This window comes from Rhizobium sp. NXC24, from assembly GCF_002944315.1.
In the GTDB taxonomy this organism is placed as follows: domain Bacteria; phylum Pseudomonadota; class Alphaproteobacteria; order Rhizobiales; family Rhizobiaceae; genus Rhizobium.
Map to the genome: position 1 here is coordinate 3872106 of NZ_CP024311.1, position 20844 is coordinate 3892949.

Here is a 20844-nt window from a genome sequence, read left to right on the forward strand (position 1 = left end):
TCTAGTCCCTCGCGCCTACAAAATGCGCAGCCTGGGCGCCGGCTTCGTACCACATTTCCTTCAGCGCACGGAAGCCGTGCTCGCGCGGATCGGTCGCCGGCAGCGGCAAGTCGGCTTCGGAAACTCGGCCGAGAATATGGTCGGCCAATATCTTCCCGAACACCGTGCCCGGCGCGATGCCGCGCCCATTATAGCCGGAAAAGCCGACGACATTCGGCGCGAACCTGTGGAAGCGCGGCAAGGCATTGTCGGTCATGCCGATCTTGCCATACCACTCACTTTCAAAGGCGATATCTCCGAGCTGCGGAAACAGCTTTTTCAGCGAACGACGCGCCCAGTTCTTGTGGACGGCAAGCCCGGTATTGCGCAATGCGCCGACGCTGCCGAAGACAAGGCGGCCGGCCTGGTCCATGCGGAAGGACGACAGGATTTCCTTCGTATCCCACGCGCCCTCACGACCGGGTAGCACCGATCTGCGCAGATTGTCGCCAAGTGGTACGGTGGCGAAATTGAAATAGGGCAGATGCACCTGTTCCTGGCGCACCTCTTGCCAGGGACCGGTGCTGTAAGCATCCGTCGCGACGACGATCCAATCCGCACTGACACTGCCGCCGGCGGTTTTGACGATCCACCGCCCGCCATTCCTCTCGGTCGCCGTCACGCGGCTGCCGGTTTGGATCACAACGCCGGCCGTGGCCGCCACATGCGCCAGGCCGCGGACATAGGCGAGCGGCTGCAGCGTACCGGCGCGCATGTCGAGCAACGCTCCCGCGTAGGCAGAACTCCCCACCCGCCGCGCCGTCTCGTCCGTATCGAGCACGGTGACCGGGGCACCGTGCTTGCCCCATTGACGGGCACGCTCTTCGATCTCCTTCAGTCCCTCGGACCCGACGGCGCAATGCAGCGTGCCGTTGCGTTCCAGCTCGCAGGCGATGCCGTGTTTCTCGATCAGCGCCATTACCAGCTTCGGCGCATCGCCAAGAAGCTCCAGCAGCCGTTCACCATGGACGGGACCCAGCACGCCAGGCAGGTCGTCGGGCATGACCCACATGCCGGCATTGATCAGACCGACATTGCGCCCCGCGCCGCCAAAGCCGATTTCATTGGCTTCCAGCAGCACCACCTTGGTTCCGGCTTCCGCCAGATGCAGCGCCGAGGACAGCCCCGTATAGCCGCCGCCGACCACCACCACGTCGGCCGAAACATCGCCTGCAAGCGGCCCGGTCGCAGGCGGCGGCGGAGCAGTCTTCTCCCAAAGTCCGTGAGAGCGAGGGTCATTCAGCATCGAGTCGATCCGGTTGGCTAAAAGAATCCCGTCAATCTAGCGCCACCTCCCGACTTGCGGAAGCGGCAAGCGCGACATCCGGTGGATAGAGAAAAACTTGCATGGCCACGCCGCTTTCGACCATTATAGAGCAAAGCGCCGGCCGCCATCGCGGCCGCGACAGAGTCAGGACAATCTCATGAAGCCCATTTTCGTTCAGCTCCAATGCGCACCCGGCAAGACCTACGAGGTCGCCGACGCGATCTACCAGACGGAGCTGGTCTCGGAACTCTATTCCACCAGCGGCGACTACGACCTGCTGCTGAAGGTCTACATCAAGGACGAGCAGGATATCGGCAAGTTCATCAACGACAACATCGCCAATATCCCGGGCATCGTCCGCTCGCTGACCACACTGACATTTCGGGCGTTTTGAGAGGTCCGGCTGAGGAGGAGTTATGCCGCTCTTTCCGAGATGACCCCTCACCCCAACTCTGTCCCCGCGTGCGGGGAGAGGGCAAGGGTGAGGGGCCATGCACAAGCCCAACCTTCCCTGACGGAATGTTCCGATATTAACCTTCTTGCTTGAAACGGCGCGATCCCTCGTCCGCAATTAAGCTCTTTTTAACCAGCAAGATGGTGTGCTTTGCGCCGATCAAGAGACGGCGCTTTCGCGCGCCTGATCGCCGCGGCTTTGTGCGGCCAAAGATCGAGGGCGGGTCAATGACATCGGCTATTTCGGATATTCAAGCACAGAATGCCTCGGGACCGCTGATCGTGCATGTCGTGCGCCAGTTCCTGCCCAACAAGGGCGGGCTGGAAGATGTGGTCGCCAACCTCTGCCGGCAGTTGATCCGCCGCGGCTATCGTGTCCGCGTCGTTACCTGCAATAGCCTGTTCTCCGATCCTACCCATAAACTTGTACCGGCCGAAACCATCGATGATATCGAGATCGTCCGCATCCCCTGGTCCGGCTCCAGCCGCTATCCCTTGGCGCCGCAGGTTTTCAAGCATATCGCCGATGCCGACCTGATCCATGTCCATGCCGTCGATTTCTTCTTCGACGCGCTTGCCTGGGGCAAGCTGTTCCATGGCCGCCCGATGGTTGCCACCACCCATGGCGGCTTCTTCCATACGCCGAAATATGCCGCCATCAAGAAGCTCTGGTTCAACACCGCAACCCGGCTTTCGGCCCTTGCCTATGCCGAGCTCGTCTGTTGCAGCCTGTCGGACGAGCGGCTGTTTTCCGGCATCGCCGCCAGCCGCACCCGCCTGATCGAGAACGGCGCCGATGTCGGCAAATTCGCCAATTGCGCCGCGCTCGAAGCCCGCCGCCGCATCGTCACTATCGGCCGCTTCTCCGTCAACAAACGGCTTGACCGCATGCTTGACGTAATGAAGGTGCTCGCCGCCCGCGATCCGGATTGGCATCTCGACATTATCGGTGCCGTCTCCGATCTCGATCAGCCGGCGCTGGAGAAGGAAATCGCCGTCCGCGAGCTTGGCCGCCATGTCTCGCTGCATGTGTCGATTGACAATGGCGCCATCCGCAACGTTATCGCCCGCGCCTCGCTTTTTGCTTCCGCCTCCGAATATGAGGGCTTCGGCCTGGTGGCGATCGAGGCGATGAGTGCCGGCCTGCTGCCGGTGCTGCACACAAACGATGCCTACAAGGCGCTCGCTGAAACCCATCCGACGCTAATGCTTTCCGATTTTTCCAATCCGGAAACCGCCGCCGATGCCCTAGCCGCCGCTTTCGCGCGTCTCGGTGCCGAAGGCCTGGGCCTGAGAGAAGAACTCATTCATGACGCCCGCGCCTATGCCTGGGACGAGGTCGCGCAACGCTATGTGGATGTCTATGCCGAAGCCATGACGCCAAGGGGCGAACGGCCTCAACCGCTGCGCCATCGCGGCCAGGTCGCATAGCCTTCCAATATGCCCATCAGCCAGGCGCGCTTGTAACGCGCCGTATCGACCCTGCATCGCACCAGCGCTGCCAGCCAGCCGGCGACAGGCCTGCACAGGCGGTAGCCGACATAGGCGAGCGGAAAGCGCTGCTTGCGCATCAGCGCGCCGAAGCCGCGGCCATATTTGCGCGCCCGTTCGATCTGCCGCGGGCCATATTCGCTGGTGACCTGATCATGGTGGACGATCAATTCCGGAAAGAACATCAGCCGCTTGCCTGCAGCAAGAGCACGCAGCAGGAAATCCGCCTCCTCGCCGCTTTGGAATGGCGAGTCCGAGCCGACCCCGAGATTCTCGTCGAAGCCGCCGATGGCGGCCAGCGCCGCACGGCGCACGAAAATGCTGTTGGAGTTGCCGCATTTCAGATAGTTCCAGCGCGTCACCGCAAGCGACGTTTCGCCTGTCGGGCTGACGGAGGCCAAGCCGTCGGCATCGAGTGTACGACCGGTGACGATGGCAAGCTCCGGGTGCGCGGCAAACAGCCGCTCCGCCGTCTCCAGCGTATCGGGCTCATACCAGCAATCATCATCGGGAAAGCAGACATAGTCGCCATTCGCGGCGGCCATTCCGTTGTTGCGTGCCCGCGAAAGGCCCTTGGCCGAGCGGACATGGCGGATCATGAAGAAGGGCGAGAAGCTTCCGATCAGCTCCGACAGCCGATCGTCAGGATTCTGGTCGACAAGGACCACCTCGAAATCCCTGTGACGCTGACTCATCAGCGACTGAAACAGTCGTTCCAACTGGTCGAAGCGGTCGATCGTACAGACGATGAGGCTGAACAAAGAGGACTCCCGAACAAGCGGCAAGACAGCCAATATCGGAAATATGCATATTAGCCGAAGTAAAAATGAAAGTTACATTAGGAATAGACGGTAAATATTAAGGCATATGAAATACAGCAGGCGCTATCTCCATGAAGAGCCGGCATTTGCGGCCAATTTCTGCGACCTGGGGAACGGTAATCTTCATGACGAAGAGCATCATGGCGAATTCGGCGTTGAACGCGGCGGCGGGGCTGACCCTGCTGGCGACCGGTTTTGCCTGTTCGATCATCGCTGCCCGCCTGCTTGGCCCGGAAGCTAACGGCATCATCGCCTTTTCGCTCTGGTTGACGACCACGGGCGCGCTCGTCGCCGAACTCGGCACCGGCATCACGCTACTGCGCATACTGCCGCAACTAAAAGTCCAGGGCTATTCGACGGAGGAGCGGCGCGGCTTTGCGGCCTACCTCCTGCACCCGACGATCCTGTCGACGCTGATCCTGCTCGCAGGCTACACGGCCTTTTATTGGGAAGCGGAGCGGCTGCATTGGGCAAACGATGAATGGTCCGTCATCGTCATCACCGGCGCGTTTTTCGTCCTTCAGTCGCTGGGCGCCTACAGCAAGAACTATCTGGTCGGCGAACAACAGCTCGGCGCTTTCTTCCGCATCACCCTGACAAGTTCGGTGCTGCAGCTCGCCACCGTGCTTCTCGGCGCCATCTTCTTTGGCGTCAGCGGCGCTCTTGCCGGCTATGCCATCGGTCAGCTCCCGATGTTCGTTTCCAGCCTGAGGATCGCAGTCGCGCGCCGGAACAGTTGCGGCGTCAGCCTTGGCTATCTCGTCAGTTCCTCGCTCATTCTCTCGGTCGAATTCATCAACAGCTCGATCTTCCTGAACCGCATCGAGCTGGTCTTCCTGCAGCATTACTGGGGCATCGAAGCAGTCGGCTTCTACGCCGTCGGCCTGTCGCTTGCCAATCTGGCGCTGCAGCTTCCGGTGCAGTTGAGCGGCAGCCTGCTGCCCTATTATTCCGAACAGATGCATTCGCAGGCGTCGGGCAAGTTGCCGGTTCATGTCTTCGAGGGCGTCGCGCGCGCCATTTCCTATATTACCCTGCCCATGAGCTTCGGCCTTGCGGCGATCGCCCCTGAGCTGGTGGTAACGATCTTCGGCAAGCCCTTCGGCCCGAGCGGCGGCATGGTGGCGCTGCTGTCGCTGACGGCTGCTCCCTACGTCTTCATGCAGATCTGCACGCAATATCTCTACTCCATCGACCGCATGCGCGAGCGTACCATCATCGGCGGCGTCGCCAGCGTCATCATGGTCGTCGGCTGCCTGATCGCAGTGCCCTCGTATGGCGGCGAAGGTGCCGCGCTAGTGCGGTTGCTCGCCTTCTCCGCCATGTGCGTGCTGATGGTGCGCCGCATGGAATTCGAGGGCTCGATGCACAGTATGTTCGTCAGCCTTGCCAAGGTGACCGGCGCATCCGCGCTCTGCGCCGCCGCGGCCTATGGTTTCATCCATGTGCTGCCCGGCATTCCCGGCCTCGTCAGCGCCGTCATTGCCGGCATCCTGGTCTATGGCCTGGCGCTCCGGCTGCTGAATGCCGTGCCGCCGGAGGATATCGCCGTCCTTCAGCAAATTGCCGCGCGTCTGCCCCGGCGCGCTCATCCGATTGCCGTTCACGCGCTGGCATGGCTGGCGCCGCGCCGAATTTGAGGAGAATGCCATGGCTGCGTTGGGAGCCGCCGAATACCAGGGCCCGCTTAAGGATGTCACCCCCGCCGCCACGCCGGTGACTTTCGCCGGAACTGTCGGCCTGTTCATGCCCGCCGCGGCACCGACGAGCCAGACGGCCGTATTGTTCCTCAGCCCCTGGGGTTTCGAGGAAATGTGCACCCGCAAATTCTGGCGCATTCTCGCCGAAGATTTTGCCAAGGAAGGTATTGCCAGCCTCCGCTTCGACTATGCCGGCACCGGCGATGCGCTCGACGTTGCCGATCCGGGTGAAGGACTGGCGCTCTGGGAAGGCACGGCCCTCGCCGCCGCCGGCATGCTGCGATCGCTCTCCGGCTGCGAGCGGCTTATCCTGGTGAGCCAAGGGCTCGGAAGCGTCGTCGCCCTTGATATTGCAGAGCAGCTCTCCGGCGTCGACGGCATCGCCTTTCTGGCTCCGACCATTTCCGGCCGCGCCTATCTGCGCGAATTGACCGTTTGGTCGAAGATGATCGACGAGGGCATGGGGCTCACCGAAGCGCAACGCCGGGCCGAGGGCGTGACCATCGCCAGCCTGCAGATGCCGGACTCTATCGCCGCCGCGGTCAAGAAACTCAATCTGATGACGCTTGCCCATATCAGCGCGCCGGATTGCCTTGTCCTGACGCGGCCCGGCCGCCCTGGAGACGCCGATTTCGCTGCCCATCTCGAAACCCTCGGCCCACGCGTCGAACGCTCGGCCTATGAGGGCTATGACGAGCTGGTATCGAACCCGACCGTAGCCACCATGCCGCTCGAAGCCGGCCGGAAAGTTCTGGACTGGGCACGGTCGATCGCGACGGAAGAATCCGCGACGGCATCTCGCAGAATTCTCCGCGCGCCGCGCGCCGAACCGCTGATCGGCGACGGTTTTCGCGAAACGCCGCTGCGCTTTGGCGAGGGCAACCGCCTCTCCGGCATTCTCTGCGAACCCACAGGCACCCGTGCGGGCGCGACGGCATTGCTTTTGACCACGGCCTATGACCGCCATGCTGGCTGGGGCCGAATGTCGGTGACCATGGCGCGAACGCTTGCACGCGACGGCATCCCCTCGCTGCGTTTCGATACCGCCAACGTCGCCGACAGTCCGCCGCTTCCCGATGCGCAGGAACAGGTGCTCTATTCGCCCGCGCAGCTTCAGGACGTTAGCGCCGCTCTCGACCTTCTGGAGGCGGAGAAACTGTTGCCCGCCTTTGCCGTTGGCCGCTGCAGCGGTGGCTATCTCGCTTATCAGAGCGCTATCCAAGATGGCAGGTGCGGCGGTCTGATCACCGTCAACCCCTATGCTTTCTTCTGGGATGAAACCCAGCCCGTGGAGGAAGCCCTGCGCTTCGTGCCGCGTTCGCTCGAGACCTACGGCCAGAAATTCCTGCAGTTTGAGACGCTGAAGCGGCTCTATGGCGGCCAGATCGACGCCAAAAGTGCGGCGCGCAACATCGTCGTGGCGCTGGCGCGGCGCGCCGTCCGTCTCGGCCGCCCCCTCCTCGGCGTTCTCCCGTTCTTCGCCGGCGAGCACGAAACCGTCATCAACGGCTTCCGCTCGCTCGTCAAACGCCAAGTCGATATTTCCCTGATCTACAGCGCCCACGACATTGGTCTCGATCATTTCCGCGAACATTTCGGCGAAGATGCCGCCGGCCTCAAGAATTTCCCCGACATCCGCCTCACCATCATTCCCGATACCGACCACAATCTGACGCCGCCCTATGCGCGCAAAGTATATTTGCGAGAGGTGAAGGAGATGGGATTGAGGCTGTGGCGGCGCTGAAATAGGGCCACGGCAATTCCGGAAACACTCGCACTATCGGGTACTTGCTGTATAGTTGCTCCATGAGGCTCCTGATCGTCGAAGACAACCGCGAACTGGCGTCCTGGCTCGGCAAGGCGCTGCGTCAGGCGCAATATGCCGTCGACATCGCCTATGACGGCGAGGACGCCGAACATATGTTGAAAGTGGCGGGTTACGCGGTCGTCATCCTCGATCTGTCACTGCCGAAAATCGATGGGTTGACGCTGTTGAAGCGCTTGCGCCAAAGCGGCAACAAGGTGCCGGTCATCATCCTGACCGCCAATGCCAGCCTCGACGGCCGTGTTGCCGGGCTCGACAGCGGCGCCGACGACTATCTGGCAAAGCCTTTCGAAATCGCCGAGCTGGAAGCCCGTATCCGCGCCCTTGTCCGCCGCGGCCATGATCGCGCCGCACCCGAAATCGCCGTGGGCGACCTGCTCTTCGACGGCGGCACGCGGCAGTTCTTTCTTGGCGGCGAAACCCTGGCGCTCACGCCGCGCGAACATGCCGTGCTCGAACATCTCGTCATGAAGGTCGGCACGACAGTCACCAAGACCGCGCTGTCCGAAAGCGTCTTTGGCTTCGACGATCTCGCCGACACCAGCGCCATCGAAATCTACGTGCACCGCGTCCGCAAGAAACTCGAAGGCAGCGCCGTGCAGATCGCCACGCTGCGTGGCCTCGGCTATCTCCTTCGCCATGCGCAATGACGAAAGCCAAGCACGCAAGGGACGTCTGCGCCGCGCCATCGCAGGGCTGACCTCCAGCCTGCGGGCGCAACTCTTTGCCTGGGTGGTACTGACGCTGATCGGGGCGATCTGCGTCAATCTGTACCTCAGTTTCCACTCGGCGAACGCCACCTCGGACCTCGTCACCGACCACACGCTGCTTGCATCGGCCCGCGTCATCGCCGAAGCCGTACATGTCGATGCAAACGGCACTGTCCAAGTCGATCTCCCACCGGCGGCGCTGGAAATGTTCGATACCGGTTATGGCGACCGCGTCTTCTATCAGGTGGTGACCGCGTGGGGGAACCTCGTCGCCGGCTATCCCGATCTGCCGCAACCGAAGAAACAGCAGGTCGGTGAAGATACCACATTCCGCGCCGATCAGGTTCGGCTGATGATGCTGAACCATCCGATCGTCGGCCTTAGCGAAGACAGCACGATCTCCGTCACCGTCGCCGTCACCCACAAAAGCCAATACGCCATGCGCCGCAGGCTGTGGCTCTCGGATTTCACCAAGCAGCTCGTGCTCGTGCTGCTCGCCGGCCTGGTGACCATTATCGGCCTGCAGCGCGGTCTGACACCGGTGCTGCGGCTACGTGATGCTGTGCGCGAACGCGGCCGCCAGCGGCTGGACCCGCTGGAGCCGGATATGGTGCAGAGCGAGCTACGCCCCCTGGTTCATGCGCTGAACGATCATATGGAGCGGGTGCAGAACCAGATGGCGGCACAGCGCCGATTCGTCTCCAACGCTGCCCATCAGTTGCGCACGCCGCTTGCGCTCATCTCGACGCAGGCAAGTGTGGCGGCGCGCGAGGACGACAATGCCAGACGTGACGAAGCCCTGACGGCACTACGCTCCAGTACAAGGCAGGTGACACGGCTGGCGAGCCAGCTTCTCACCCTGTCGCGGGCCGAACCCGGCAGCCGCCGTCCACGTAGCGACACGATCGACCTCGTTGCCACCGCCCGGCAAGTCTTGGAAAACCTGGCGGAAGAAGCGCTGAGACGCAACATCGACCTGGGACTGGAGGCCGATGGCGCGCCGGTCCATGTCGAAGGCGACGGCACCATGCTGCGCGAGATGCTGGTCAATCTCGTCGACAATGCCCTGCGTTATACCCCGGCCAATGGCCGCGTCACGGTCGGGGTCCGGCTTGATGACAACAACGCCGTACTGTCGGTGGAGGACAACGGTCCGGGCATTCCCGAGGCCGAACGCGGGCAAGTATTCGAGCGTTTCTACCGCATCATCGGCACGGAGCCCGAAGGCAGCGGCCTCGGATTAGCCATCGTCCGCGAAGTCGTCGACGGCGCCGGCGGCACGATCGCGCTCAGCGACGCGCCCGGCGGCGGCTTGTTAGTGACCGTAAGGCTGCCGGCGGTTTGACCGAGTCCCAACCGCCAGCAACCAGAAAGAAGCAGGACCGTTATCCTGCCGCCCGAGGCTGGACTTCGCCCTTGTTCAGGAAAAATGTCTTGTCGAACAGCGCCAGATCCAGCGGATTGGGCAGACGGACATCCTTGAGATCGGGATAGGCTTTCATCGACGGATCGTAGGACCGATCGATCTGCGAGATGAAGACGAGGATCAGACCTCTCTCACGCGCAAAGGATCGCAACGTCAGGACCTGCACCATCAATTCCGGCTTCTGCCGGTTTTGATCGAGGATTTGCAGGTAATCGATGACCACCAGCGTTCCCTTGGGCATCGACGCCAGCCTCTCGACGATATAGTCGGCGCTGATCGCGTCTGAACAGTCAAATTCGAACCGGTCTTTGAAAGACTCGAACTCAGCGCCAATCATGCGGAAACGATCGAGAACGGCCCTTTCGGTATCCTCCAGTGTGAAGAAGATGCCACGGTTGCCGGCTTTCATCGCCTCGACCGCCAGCCTCAGACTCATCAGCGTTTTGCCGTGGCCCGGACGGGCACCCAGAAGCACCAGGTCGCCAGGATCCAATTGCGCGAACATCTCACCGGCGGGCGTCGTCGCGTCCGCACGAGCTGCAAGCAAGCTCCAGCCGCGGAAACCTTCCTCGGCTGCAATTCGGTCCAGCGCTTCATGCAAGGGAATATTCTCCTCGCGCGACATGAGCCGGGCTTTACGCTTCAAGCGATAAATTGGGCCAGAAAGCCTCATCTGTAAAACCTCCTATCGCGAGCAACGATTGCAACCCCTCCTTATGCTTGGCGCTCGAACAGTCGGTTCGATGATCGATCAGCCCCGCATGAACGATACTTTCCCGGATGGAGGGGGGAGGCATGGGCTTTGCCGGAATCGGACCATAAGCTGATTCTCATCCGGAGGAAATTGCGCGATAGGACAATAACGGCCGCCCGGCCGTCCCGGCTTATATGGCAACTTGGCGCAAGCAAAGCTCGCTCGCCATAGCTGTCGTCGAAACACCCATCAGCAATCATTCATGGACGGTTCATGCGTATTAACTAAGCAAATAAAACACAAACAATACCTGAGGGGAGAGTGCCCATGACGCTTGCTGACCAGTTGGAAATCATCCGCTCTGGAAAAATGTACAACGATCTGACGCCCGAGCTGATCAAGGCTCGAGAGGAGGCCGTTCTACTGACCAACCGCTACAATGCAAGCTTCGGCAAGACGTCCGCAGAACGGGAAAGCATCCTTCGTGAGCTGTTGGGCAAGGTGGGCGAGCACGTGCTTTTCGAGCCGACGTTCCGTTGCGAGTTCGGTCGGAACGTCGTTATCGGCAACAACTTCTACGCCAACTTCGACTGCGTCTTGCTGGACGGTGGCGGCATCGAGATCGGTAATGACGTGCTGTTCGGTCCCCGTGTCGGCATTTACACCTCCAACCACGCAATTGATGCTTCCGAGCGCGCGGCGGGTGCGTGTTACGCGAAGCCGGTGAGGATCGGGAACGGGGTGTGGATTGGCGCCGGGGTACACATCAACCAGGGCGTGACCATTGGCGATGGCGCGATAATTGGGTCAGGTAGCGTCGTGACCAAAGACGTTCCAGCAGGTGTGATTGCAGCGGGCGTTCCTTGCAAGGTAATTAGAGAGATCACCGAGATGGACAGAACGGGTTTTCAGCCCTGAGCATACGGTAGGGCCTGACCGGCAGACAAAAAAAGAGGCCGGGTGGGGGTGCCCGGCCTTGGGAGTTAACTGAGTGCCTCGAGGGCTTATTGCACGTCCATGTGCTGCTGCGGACGCCATCTGGTGATGCGGTTTTCGACGAGCGTCATCACGTATTCGGCACCGAGCGTGACCACCATCACGAGGATGATCGCGGCATAGAGGCCGGCTGCGTCATAGGTGCCCTTGGCGATCGAGATCAGGTAGCCGATGCCGGCGAGCGATCCGACGAATTCGCCGACGATCGCGCCGATGATGGCGAAGGAGAAGGAGATGTGCAGGCTTGCAAAAATCCAGCTCATTGCCGACGGCAGGATGACGTTGCGGGTCACCTGCCAGTTGGAAGCGCCGAGAATGCGGGCATTGGCGATCATGTTGCGGTCGGCTTCACGAACGCCCTGGAAAGCGTTGGCGAACACCACGAAGAACACCATGATGAAGGCAAGCGCGACCTTGGAGGCAAGGCCGAGGCCCATGATCATCACGAAGATCGGCGCGAGAACGACGCGCGGGATCGAGTTGATCGCCTTGATGTAGATCGACAGGATATCGGAAGCGAGTTTGTTGCGGCCGAGAGCGACGCCGACGAGAACGCCGGTCACCGAGCCGATGACGAAGCCGATCAGCGCTTCTTCCATGGTGACGCCGAGATGATACCAGAGCGAGCCGCTCTCGGTGCCCTCGGTGATCCAGTCCCACAGGCGCAACGCGATGCCATACGGGCTGGAATAGAAGAACGGGTCGATCCAGTGCAGATCGGAGGCGACCTGCCAGAGACCAAGGATGGCGAGCAGAATGCCGACCTGCCATGCCACGACAACGTACTTGCGGCGGGTGAGCGCCTTCAGCGCTGCGGCTTCGATTTCCGCATCCGAAGTCCCGGCGCGGAAGATCGGGGCATTGCCTGTTTCGAGGGCTGTGTTTGCCATGATCAATCCTCCCTTATGCCGCTTCAGCGGCACGGCGATAGCTGGTTTCGACCTCTTCGCGAAGGTCATCCCAGATCGTCTTGCAATAATCGATGAAGTTCTGCTCGTAGCGGATCTCGGAGACGACGCGCGGGCGCGGCAGGTCGATCGTATAGACCGATTTCACCGTCGCCGGGCCGGCGGTCAGCACATAGACCTTGTCGGCGAGTGCCACGGCCTCTTCGAGATCGTGCGTCACGAAGACGACGGAAGCCTGGCGTTCGGCCCAGAGCTTCAAGAGCTCCTCATGCATGACCGTGCGGGTCTGCACGTCGAGCGCCGAGAACGGCTCGTCCATCAGCAGGATTTCCGGCTCGTTGATGAAGGTCTGTGCCAGCGAAACGCGCTTGCGCATGCCGCCCGAGAGCTGATGCGGATAATGATGCAGGAATTTTGAAAGCCCGACGCGGGCGAGCCAGTCCTTGGCGCTCTTTTCGGCTTCCGCCTTGGACTTGCCGCGGAACAGCGGGCCGGACATGACATTGTCGATGACGTTCTTCCAGGGGAAGAGCGCATCCGTCTGGAAGGCGAAGCCGACGCGCGGGTCGATGCCGTTGACCGGGCCGCCCATCAGTCGGACTTCGCCGGCGCTTGGCTTGGCAAGGCCGGTGACAAGATTGAGGGTCGTCGACTTGCCACAGCCCGTCGGACCGACGACGGCGACGAATTCGCCGCGCTCGACGGTCATGTTGAAATCGCGAAGTGCGGTCAGCGACTTGCCCGTCGGCGATACGAAACGGCGGCTGACATTAATGAGTTCGATCGCCGGGGTGCGGCGTTCATCCTGTTGCATGGTGCTGATCCTGACGCGTGCCTTCGGGGCGTGCACGCAAAGCCCAGTGAAATGCAAAGTCTCTTGAACTGCCGCTTCCGGAACCTTCCGGAAGCGGCGTTATGACTGCTTACTTGACGTTCTTGACGAATTCAGTCGTGTAGGTCTTCGACAGGTCGATCGTCTTGCCCTTGACGTTCTTGGAGAACTGCGAGAGCACGGCGAGAACCGTCTTCGGACCATCTTCCGGCATCACGCCATCAGCCGTGAACATTTCCTTACCGGCGTCGAGAGCCTTGATGTAGCCCTCCTTGTCACCGACGTAGAAATCCTTCGGCATCTTCTCGGCAATTTCGGCACCCGAATGGGTGTTGATGAAGCGCAGCGTCTTGACGAAGGCGTTTGCGAACTTCTGCACTTCTTCCTTATGAGCATCGACCCAGGCGGCGTCCATATAAAGCGACGCGGCCGGATAGGTGCCGCCGAGAGCGGCCTCGGTGCCCTTCAAGGTTCTGAGATCGACGAGAACCGAAGCTTCGCCGGTCTTCAGCATGCGCGAGATCGTCGGTTCGGTGGTCATGCCGGCCTGGATGGCGTCCTGCTGCATGGCTGCGATGAAGGTCTGGCCGGCACCGACCGGAACCGGGGTGACGTCAGCCGGCGACAGGCCCGCCTTGGACGCCATGAAGAGCGTCAGGAAGTTGGTGGAAGAACCGAGGCCGGTAACGCCGACGCTCTTGCCCTTCAAATCGGCGAAGGACTTAATTTCCGGATGCTTGGCCGACACCAGTTCCACCTCGCCCGGTGCCTGGCTGAACTGCACGACGGATTCGATGAACTTGCCCTTGGCCTGCAGGTCGACGCAGTGATCGTAGAAACCGACGACGCCCTGGACGGCACCGGCGAGGAGCTGGTTTTCGGCATCGACGCCGGCGGATTCGTTCAGAAGCTCGACATCGAGGCCTTCGTCCTTAAAGTAGCCGAGGCCTTCCGCAAGCTTGGCCGGCAGATAGATCTGCTTTTCATAGCCGCCCACCATGATGGAAATTTTGTCGGCAGCATGCGCTGCCGTGGCGCCGAGGGAAGCGGCGGTCATGACGAGGGAAAGGGCAACGGTATGAAAAAGCGTGCGCGATGAACGCATGAGTGTCTCCTCCTGTTAGGATGCCTGCGTCAGATGTTCGCGCACGGCATGTGCTTCCTCCACGAAGCTGGGCAAGCCTAGCGCGGGCAACCTTTCAGTCAGCTTTCAGCGGAATTCCCGCAGAACGGCATCGCGATTTTTTTCTCAACCACCGCCAGCAGACCTTTTGAAGTTGGGAAGTGCCGGTGTTCCCAATGCAAATATTTGCGAGTACCCACGCTTTGCAATGCTTGTGCGAGTTGCATCAGCAGCAATTAAAGCAGCGGTTTGTGGACGGCAGCGGAGTTCTGGTTGATCGTCGTGCCGCCGTGCTTGGACGGCCGGGGCTCGCTGACCCCCCTGCTGCATCAGCATGGCGGGCCCCGCAAAAAAACAAAAAAATGGAAGTGAAAAAAGGACCCGCTGTTCTTGGTGCAGCGGGCCTAATACTCCAGCAACTTGTCCGGGCGCGGGCACGACCGGACGAAGGGCATTAAGACCACCTAATATAACAGGGTCAAGACGCGATTTCGACCAATTTTGGTTCTCTCACTCAACCAGTGTTAGAGTTTCGTGTCGCGCAATACGCTAGTTCGTTGATTTTATAATAGGAAATATAACCAAGCTTCTCTCGAAAAAAATGAGCGTTATAGCAAAAAATTTTTGCTTCCGGCCCCACTCCGCTCCTCCCGAGAATGACCAATTCCCATAATCACATGGTTGAAAAGACTAACCTTGCGTTATTTAAGAAAAAATTAATGTAGTAAACGCCGTGAGCAGCAGACTGCTCCTGGGATCGCCGACGAAAGATCGGCGCCTGCTGGGCCGCCGGCTCTTGCACCCGTAAAATCTCGAGCCCAGATCCCTGAAGATTTCTGAGTGGCGCATCTGAGACGAGCTATGTTCATCGAGGGAACATCCATGAACATCGTGGGCGCAACTTTGCTTTTATTGGCGACTGCCGATCCGGCATTGGCGATCTCGCGCTATGATTCACTCAAGCAAACCTGCGCATCGATGCAGCAGATAATTTCGCGGGAGCGCGCGGCGCTGCTTCGCTACCCCTCGAAGAGCGGCAATGTGGTGCTCTATGACCGCTATGTAGCCGGCGACGGACAATGCGGAACCGGCCACTACGCAGCTCCCGCCCGCGTACCGACCAAAGACAATCCGGTGTGTCCCTTATACAATTGCAGATCGTCCTCAGACTTTAGTCCACATTGACGCGAAGGTTCTTTTCAGCCGATTATCTCTTTGACGTTCGGGGGAAAATCTCTGGCGCCAGGACTTTTGGTTGAAATTTACCAACATTTAATACACACTGAACGGGCAGATTGGGGACGTGTTCCTTGCCTCCTCCCCGGGCATCTGTAAGGTGGCGCCCGCTGGGGTTCCCCCGTTCGAATGAGGAGATTGCGCAGTGAGTGCAAAAGTACCAAATCCGATTGACGCCTATGTCGGCTCACGCGTGCGCATGCGCCGGCTAATGCTCGGCATGAGCCAGGAACGGCTCGCCGAACAGATCGGCGTTACCTTTCAGCAGGTGCAAAAGTACGAAAAAGGCACCAACCGCATCGGCGCCAGCCGGTTGCAGGCGATCGCAGGGGTTCTGGCTGTCCCTGTCGCTTTCTTCTTCCAGCAGGACAACTCACAGCCGTTGACGACGGAAGGGTTGGGGGCGATCAGTGGCCTTGAAGACCTGTCCGATTTTCTGACGTCCAAGGAAGGTCTCAGCCTCAACAAGGCCTTCATGAAGATCAACGATCCCAGTGTCCGCCAATCCGTGCTGATGCTCATCAAATCGCTGGCCAACGCCTCCGAGCCCGCCGTCGTACATGCGCCGCCTGCAGCCGAAGTTCCTTTCGGCCTCAGAAACTGATCTCCATGCCTCGCCCGAAAAATGGGTGAGGCGCGGATCTTGATCGAATGCTAGATTGTCCCCCCATCGACGATCGCGGAACCCGCCATCGCAGAAAATGCTTGAGTGCGGCGCGTTCATTCAAGCGCAGACGAGTGGCTCCGGCTTTTTGAATCCAGGGCACCTTGTCCGCTTCTAGCTATTTAACCGAAAACAAAGATGTTCTAGCGATTGCGATAGGATAGCAGTCGTCGTAGTGTGAATTCTCAAAAAGATACCTGTGATCACATGACGTGATCGCAAGCGATGCCGAAAGCCATGATTGCGATATCGGGACGCTGCTAGATGCAGTGGGGGCATATGGATTTCAGACTGCTGACATTCGGAGACCTACGTCTCGTGGACGGAACAGGCGCGACAGTGCCTTTTCCCGAAAAGGGTCTGCTGTCGCTCTGCTTTCTGCTGACAAGCCCCTCGCCGCAAAAAAACCGTGCGGAGCTTGCGGAATTTCTTTGGGGCGACATTCCCCTGGATAAGGGGCTTGCCAATCTGCGGCAGACCCTGTCGCGTGTCAAAAACCGCCAGGACGAGCTCGGAATCGGGCTGCTGCTGATCGAGCAGGCGACCGTCAGCGCGAATCTCCAAGCCTTCACCACCGATCTCGCGCTGCTGGATGCGGTGTCGCAAACTAACCCCCACACCGCCCTGGAAGAGTTGCTGCAACTCGGCCGCTGGGATTTTCTTGCCCGCACCGAAGTCATCGGTGGCACGGCCCGAATGTGGCTGCGTACACAGCGGGATCGCATCAAGACAAAGATGCTGACAACACTTCGCGATGCCATTGCGGCCATGGGCAAGGACGCGGACGCCACCATTGTCAAGGAGGCGGCGCTGCGGCTGTTCGAGGCTCATCCCGAAGATGAGACGGTCTACCAGATATTGGGAGAGACCTATGCCGGCGAACCCCAGCTCGAAAGCGCCCGCCATATTTTTGAAAGCCGCAGAAAATATCGCTGGGGCGAATTGCCGGTCGATCCCGATCCGCAGACGTTAAGCGTTGCGCGGCGGCTGTTCGAACGTCAGCGCAGCATCGCGCCGCAGCTTCGGGAGAAAGCGCCGTCGCAGTTGGAAGTCATTCCGCCGGTGCCTCGTGGGCCACCCAAGCTCGCGCTTTTGCCGCCGGTAAACACCTCCAGCAACTATCAGCCTGCCGTCTTTCTCTCGGCAGCGCTTTTGGAAGATATCACCGTCGGTCTTTGCGTGTTGAAGACCGTGACGATGGTAGCGCATTACACGGCGGAAAAGATTGCGCTCAATCTCGACCGGGGTGCAATGCTGGAAAAATACGCCATCAACTATGTGCTGGATACAAGGCTCAGCTTCGACGGCAGCGCCTACTGGCTTTTCGCGCAACTGGTTTACGCTGGCAATGACGAAGTTATCTGGGCCGAGCGCTTCAGCATGGAGGCCCAGGATCTGCCGCGCCAGCATCGCGAAATCGGTCAACGCGTCGTGGCGTCGGTCGCTAGCTATATCGAGCGCAACGAATTTTCCCGCGACTATTTCGAGCGGAATCCGGAAGCTTATCGTCAATATCTGCTCGGCCAGCGTCATCTGAAACATCTCGATTTGCCGGACATCCGTCGGGCCCGCAAGGCATTCCAAGCAGCCCTGAAGGAGAACCCCTATTTCTCGCCTGCTCTCAGCGGCGTCGCGCGCACCTACCATCTCGAGTGGTTGGTGACGGCGCAGGGCGACGCAAGGCTGTTGAAGCTTGCCGAGGAAGAGGCCGGCAAGGCGATTGCGACCGGTCAGGATATCGTGGGCGGCTATCATCAATTCGGCGTCGCCAAGCTCTACCAGGGAGCTTTTGATGAAAGTATCGAGGCCTTCGAACTAGCCGAGACTATCAGTCCGCATTATGCCGACGTCATCGCCGACTATGCCGACACGCTGATGCATGCTTCGAAACCAAGTGAGGCTTTGGAAAAGGTTGAACGCGCCATCAAGCTCAATCCGTTGAGCCCGGACCTCTATTTCTGGACAGCAGCAAGCGCTAACTACTCTCTTCAACGTTATGAGGATGCCGGCGCCTATATCTCGCGTATGGCCGATCCTTCTCAGGCTGCGCGACTTGCCGCGGCAACGGCGGCAATGGCGGGCGACATGCGCAAGGCCAAAGCGTTGGTGCGCAAAGTTAAAGAGACCTATCCTGATTTTAAGATCGATACTTGGCTTTCCATCGTTCCCCTACGAGAACAATGGCAGAAAGACCAATATCGCGAAGGGCTGCGAAGAGCAGGATTTGACTGAGATATTTAACCATTGAGGGGATTTGGGCATGACAAATTTTGTAGTAATCGGCGTTCCCGGCAATTCACAACTTTACCTCGCCGATCTAGGCGCAGGTACTATATCTCCGCTCGCAGCGCCAGCGGGCAGCGATCTCGGCACTGCCGATCAGTTGCGTAATGCCGGCGCAACTATCATTAAGGGTGTCAACCTTGCCGTTGCCGTTGGCAGTTCGGCTGATGCCGCTAATGGTAGGCTCGATGAAGCAGCGAGCATCAGATTGGACGAGGGCCCGGCAAGCGGCAGGCTCGACGAAGCTCCTGCGGGTGGCAGGCTCGACGAGTAACACCAGAGGCGTCGTGGCGGCGGTAATGACTTCAGATCCATCTTTGGTTGAATTCCTCACCCGGAATTCAGGTCGGAAGGAATTTGTCGCCGCCTCATCGCCTTATTCAGACCGTACCTGTTCCGCCGAGGAGACGTTTCGGCGGATCGAACCTTGTCTTGCGGCTCATGGCGTCACCCGCCTCGGCCGCTTGACGGGGCTCGACAAGGTCGGCATTCCCGTCTGGCAGGCGGTCAGTCCGAACGCGCGCTCGATCGTCATCAACAATGGCAAAGGCATCACCGATCTCGATGCCAAGGTCTCAGCGGCCATGGAGGCACTGGAGCGGACTGTTGCAGGCGCACCCGCCGTCAAAACCGTTATTACCAGTCGCCGGCAACTGATGGCCGAAGGACTTCATGCCGATCTCTTGCCATCGCTGATTGCCAAGAGTCAGGCCGATATCGCCGACGACGAAGAGATCACCTGGGCCGAAGGCTATGATCTGATCGCCGCCCAAAAAGCTTGGGTTCCCTTCGACGCAGTCACGCTTGACCGCACTGTCCGCAGTTCGCGCTTCTGGCAGTCTTCCGATGGCCTCGCCTCGGGGAATGTACTGGCCGAAGCCATCCTGCACGGCTTACTCGAACGCATCGAGCGTGATGCCGAAGTCCTCTGGGATATTTCCGAGCCGAAGCTGCGCATGGGCGCCTGCATCGATCCTGCCTCGTTCGCCGATCCAGTGCTGGACGAACTTATCGTGAAGATTACTGCCGCCGGCCTGACGCTGCGGCTCTTCGATATCACCAGCAACATTGGTATACCTGTTATCGTGGCCCTCCTCGGTCCTGGAGAAATCGCAGAAGCGCGGCGTATCCGCTACCTCGATGTTACGATCGGCAGCGGCGCTCATCTATCGCCGGTGCGAGCGGCGATCCGTGCCGTGACGGAAGCAGCGCAATCGCGCCTGACCTTCATCAGCGGCGCCCGCGACGATATCCGTCCCGAGAATTTCACCCGGGAACTACCGGAGAGCATCCGCCGTTGCTTCGACGCCATGCCGAAGCCAGCGGCAAGACCGAATGAAGTCCTGCCGCATGACGCTGAAGCCCTGTTGCATCTGACCATCGTCCGTTTGCGCCAGGCGGGCATCAATTCCGCCATTGCCCTTTCCCTTGGCGACGCCTCGCTTCCCTTTGCGGTCGCCAAACTCGTGGTGCCGCAACTGGAAAATCCGGCTGGGGACCGCAAGCGCCGCTTCGGCTATCGCGCCATCTCGAAAACGTTGCAACTGCTATGAAGATCCTGTTCGTCGGCCCAACGCTTCCCGATGCCGCCGAGATCGCCGATCCCGGCATCGCTCTCCGTCCGCCGGCAAAGCAAGGCGATATCGTCGAAGCCCTCGAGAATGGCGCGAACGTCATCGGCCTGATCGACGGACTTTTCGAAAATGTCGCGCCCGTCTGGCACAAGGAAATCCTCTTTGCCCTGTCGAAAGGCGTCCGCGTCTATGGCGCCGCCAGCATGGGCGCGCTGCGCGCCGCCGAATGCGCCGCTTTCGGCATGATCGGCATCGGCCGCATCTTCGAGGCATATGCCTCCGGTGCGCTGGCGGACGATTCGGCGGTAGCGCAAATCCATGCGCCGCAGGAACTTGGCCATCTGCCCCTCAGCGAACCGCTCGTCAACGTGCAGGCAACCTTGCAGGCGCTGGCGGAGACCGGCGCGATCAGCGAGATGGAGCGAGACGTCCTGCGAACATGCGCGGAATCGATCTTCTTCAAATCGCTGACCTATCGCTCCCTCGCGGAAACGGCCGACCTGCCGGACCCCTCGCGGCGCAGCGAAATCGCTCGCCTGCTGCGCGCCAATGCGGTCAACCAGAAGCGAGCGGATGCCCTGGACCTGCTCCGCATCCTTGCCGATTGCCCGGACGAACGGCAACAACCACCGCACGACTGGACGTTCCAGGCCAATAGTTTGTGGCGGTTCGCCTTCCACCGCCTTGAAATTGCGCCGTAAAAAGCAGCTCGCAATCCCCGCTCGTGTCACGCTGTATGTCACGCGCCAAGGTGTCCGACTTGAGTTAATGTCTGCTCATGTTCCTGGCGATGAGTATCTAG

At 60.2% G+C, this 20844-nt stretch carries 19 protein-coding genes; 13 read left to right on the forward strand and 6 right to left on the reverse strand.

The window, feature by feature from the left end; translation table 11 throughout:
- Window position 1: 1 nt before the first annotated feature.
- The gene (locus NXC24_RS19035; RefSeq protein WP_104824712.1) at window positions 2–1285 is read right to left on the reverse strand and encodes an FAD-binding oxidoreductase; all 1284 of its coding nucleotides are present in this window, start codon (window positions 1283–1285) and stop codon (window positions 2–4) included.
- Between the two features lie 178 nt (window positions 1286–1463).
- Here NXC24_RS19035 and NXC24_RS19040 point away from each other — a divergent pair, with 178 nt between their 5' ends.
- Together NXC24_RS19040 and NXC24_RS19045 are read left to right on the forward strand one after the other, a co-directional pair.
- Window positions 1464–1700 carry an Lrp/AsnC ligand binding domain-containing protein gene (locus tag NXC24_RS19040; protein ID WP_034522129.1) on the forward strand — a complete coding sequence of 79 codons (237 nt, stop codon included), beginning with the start codon at window positions 1464–1466 and terminating at the stop codon, window positions 1698–1700.
- A 287-nt stretch (window positions 1701–1987) separates the two neighbouring features.
- The gene (locus NXC24_RS19045) at window positions 1988–3190 is read left to right on the forward strand and encodes a glycosyltransferase family 4 protein (RefSeq protein ID WP_104825255.1); all 1203 of its coding nucleotides are present in this window, start codon (window positions 1988–1990) and stop codon (window positions 3188–3190) included.
- Here NXC24_RS19045 and NXC24_RS19050 read toward each other — a convergent pair.
- The gene (locus NXC24_RS19050) at window positions 3157–4011 is read right to left on the reverse strand and encodes a glycosyltransferase (protein WP_104824713.1); all 855 of its coding nucleotides are present in this window, start codon (window positions 4009–4011) and stop codon (window positions 3157–3159) included. The two genes, NXC24_RS19045 and NXC24_RS19050, sit on opposite strands and share 34 nt — an antisense overlap.
- Before the next feature lie 185 nt (window positions 4012–4196).
- Here NXC24_RS19050 and NXC24_RS35730 point away from each other — a divergent pair, with 185 nt between their 5' ends.
- The 4 genes from NXC24_RS35730 (at window position 4197) to NXC24_RS19070 (ending at window position 9651) form a co-directional block, all read left to right on the forward strand.
- Window positions 4197–5711 (forward strand): polysaccharide biosynthesis C-terminal domain-containing protein, encoded by a 1515-nt coding sequence (locus NXC24_RS35730; protein ID WP_104825256.1) that lies wholly within the window; start codon window positions 4197–4199, stop codon window positions 5709–5711.
- Window positions 5712–5721: 10 nt separating this feature from the next.
- Window positions 5722–7515 (forward strand): alpha/beta hydrolase, encoded by a 1794-nt coding sequence (locus NXC24_RS35735; protein WP_104825257.1) that lies wholly within the window; start codon window positions 5722–5724, stop codon window positions 7513–7515.
- A 62-nt stretch (window positions 7516–7577) separates the two neighbouring features.
- Entirely contained in the window at window positions 7578–8246 is a 669-nt protein-coding gene (locus NXC24_RS19065; RefSeq protein ID WP_104825258.1) for a response regulator, read from the forward strand.
- Window positions 8236–9651 (forward strand): sensor histidine kinase, encoded by a 1416-nt coding sequence (locus NXC24_RS19070; RefSeq protein WP_104824714.1) that lies wholly within the window; start codon window positions 8236–8238, stop codon window positions 9649–9651. Before NXC24_RS19065 ends, NXC24_RS19070 begins: the two co-directional genes overlap by 11 nt.
- A gap of 40 nt (window positions 9652–9691) precedes the next feature.
- Here the strand turns inward: NXC24_RS19070 and NXC24_RS19075 are convergent, their stop codons facing one another.
- A complete protein-coding gene (locus tag NXC24_RS19075; RefSeq protein ID WP_104824715.1) occupies window positions 9692–10405 on the reverse strand; it encodes a DNA helicase in 714 nt (237 codons plus the stop codon).
- Window positions 10406–10753: 348 nt separating this feature from the next.
- Here NXC24_RS19075 and NXC24_RS19080 point away from each other — a divergent pair, with 348 nt between their 5' ends.
- Window positions 10754–11344 carry a sugar O-acetyltransferase gene (locus NXC24_RS19080; RefSeq protein WP_104824716.1) on the forward strand — a complete coding sequence of 197 codons (591 nt, stop codon included), beginning with the start codon at window positions 10754–10756 and terminating at the stop codon, window positions 11342–11344.
- A gap of 86 nt (window positions 11345–11430) precedes the next feature.
- On the opposite strand, the gene NXC24_RS19085 is transcribed toward NXC24_RS19080, so the two are convergent.
- The 3 genes from NXC24_RS19085 to NXC24_RS19095 all read right to left on the reverse strand — a co-directional run bounded on the left by NXC24_RS19085 (window position 11431) and on the right by NXC24_RS19095 (window position 14267).
- Window positions 11431–12312: an ABC transporter permease gene (locus NXC24_RS19085; RefSeq protein ID WP_104824717.1), complete on the reverse strand. Its 882-nt coding sequence runs from the start codon at window positions 12310–12312 to the stop codon at window positions 11431–11433.
- A gap of 13 nt (window positions 12313–12325) precedes the next feature.
- A complete protein-coding gene (locus NXC24_RS19090) occupies window positions 12326–13144 on the reverse strand; it encodes an ABC transporter ATP-binding protein (RefSeq protein WP_104824718.1) in 819 nt (272 codons plus the stop codon).
- A gap of 109 nt (window positions 13145–13253) precedes the next feature.
- Complete coding sequence (locus NXC24_RS19095) at window positions 13254–14267, reverse strand: ABC transporter substrate-binding protein (protein ID WP_104824719.1); 1014 nt, start codon at window positions 14265–14267, stop codon at window positions 13254–13256.
- 900 nt (window positions 14268–15167) lie between these two features.
- On the opposite strand from NXC24_RS19095, the gene NXC24_RS19100 reads away from it, so the two are divergent.
- From NXC24_RS19100 to NXC24_RS19125, 6 genes are all read left to right on the forward strand, one after another.
- Window positions 15168–15470, forward strand: coding sequence for a hypothetical protein (locus NXC24_RS19100; RefSeq protein ID WP_104825259.1), 303 nt, complete (start codon window positions 15168–15170; stop codon window positions 15468–15470).
- 196 nt (window positions 15471–15666) lie between these two features.
- The gene (locus NXC24_RS19105; protein WP_104824720.1) at window positions 15667–16125 is read left to right on the forward strand and encodes a helix-turn-helix transcriptional regulator; all 459 of its coding nucleotides are present in this window, start codon (window positions 15667–15669) and stop codon (window positions 16123–16125) included.
- A 378-nt stretch (window positions 16126–16503) separates the two neighbouring features.
- Window positions 16504–18417: a DNA-binding protein gene (locus NXC24_RS19110; protein ID WP_245463907.1), complete on the forward strand. Its 1914-nt coding sequence runs from the start codon at window positions 16504–16506 to the stop codon at window positions 18415–18417.
- 28 nt (window positions 18418–18445) lie between these two features.
- On the forward strand, window positions 18446–18742 hold the full coding sequence (locus NXC24_RS19115; protein WP_104824722.1) for a hypothetical protein: 297 nt from the start codon (window positions 18446–18448) through the stop codon (window positions 18740–18742).
- Between the two features lie 25 nt (window positions 18743–18767).
- Complete coding sequence (locus tag NXC24_RS19120) at window positions 18768–20021, forward strand: YcaO-like family protein (protein ID WP_104824723.1); 1254 nt, start codon at window positions 18768–18770, stop codon at window positions 20019–20021.
- Complete coding sequence (locus NXC24_RS19125) at window positions 20018–20743, forward strand: TfuA-like protein (RefSeq protein ID WP_104824724.1); 726 nt, start codon at window positions 20018–20020, stop codon at window positions 20741–20743. The genes NXC24_RS19120 and NXC24_RS19125 overlap by 4 nt, the downstream gene beginning before the upstream one ends.
- Window positions 20744–20844: the final 101 nt, after the last annotated feature.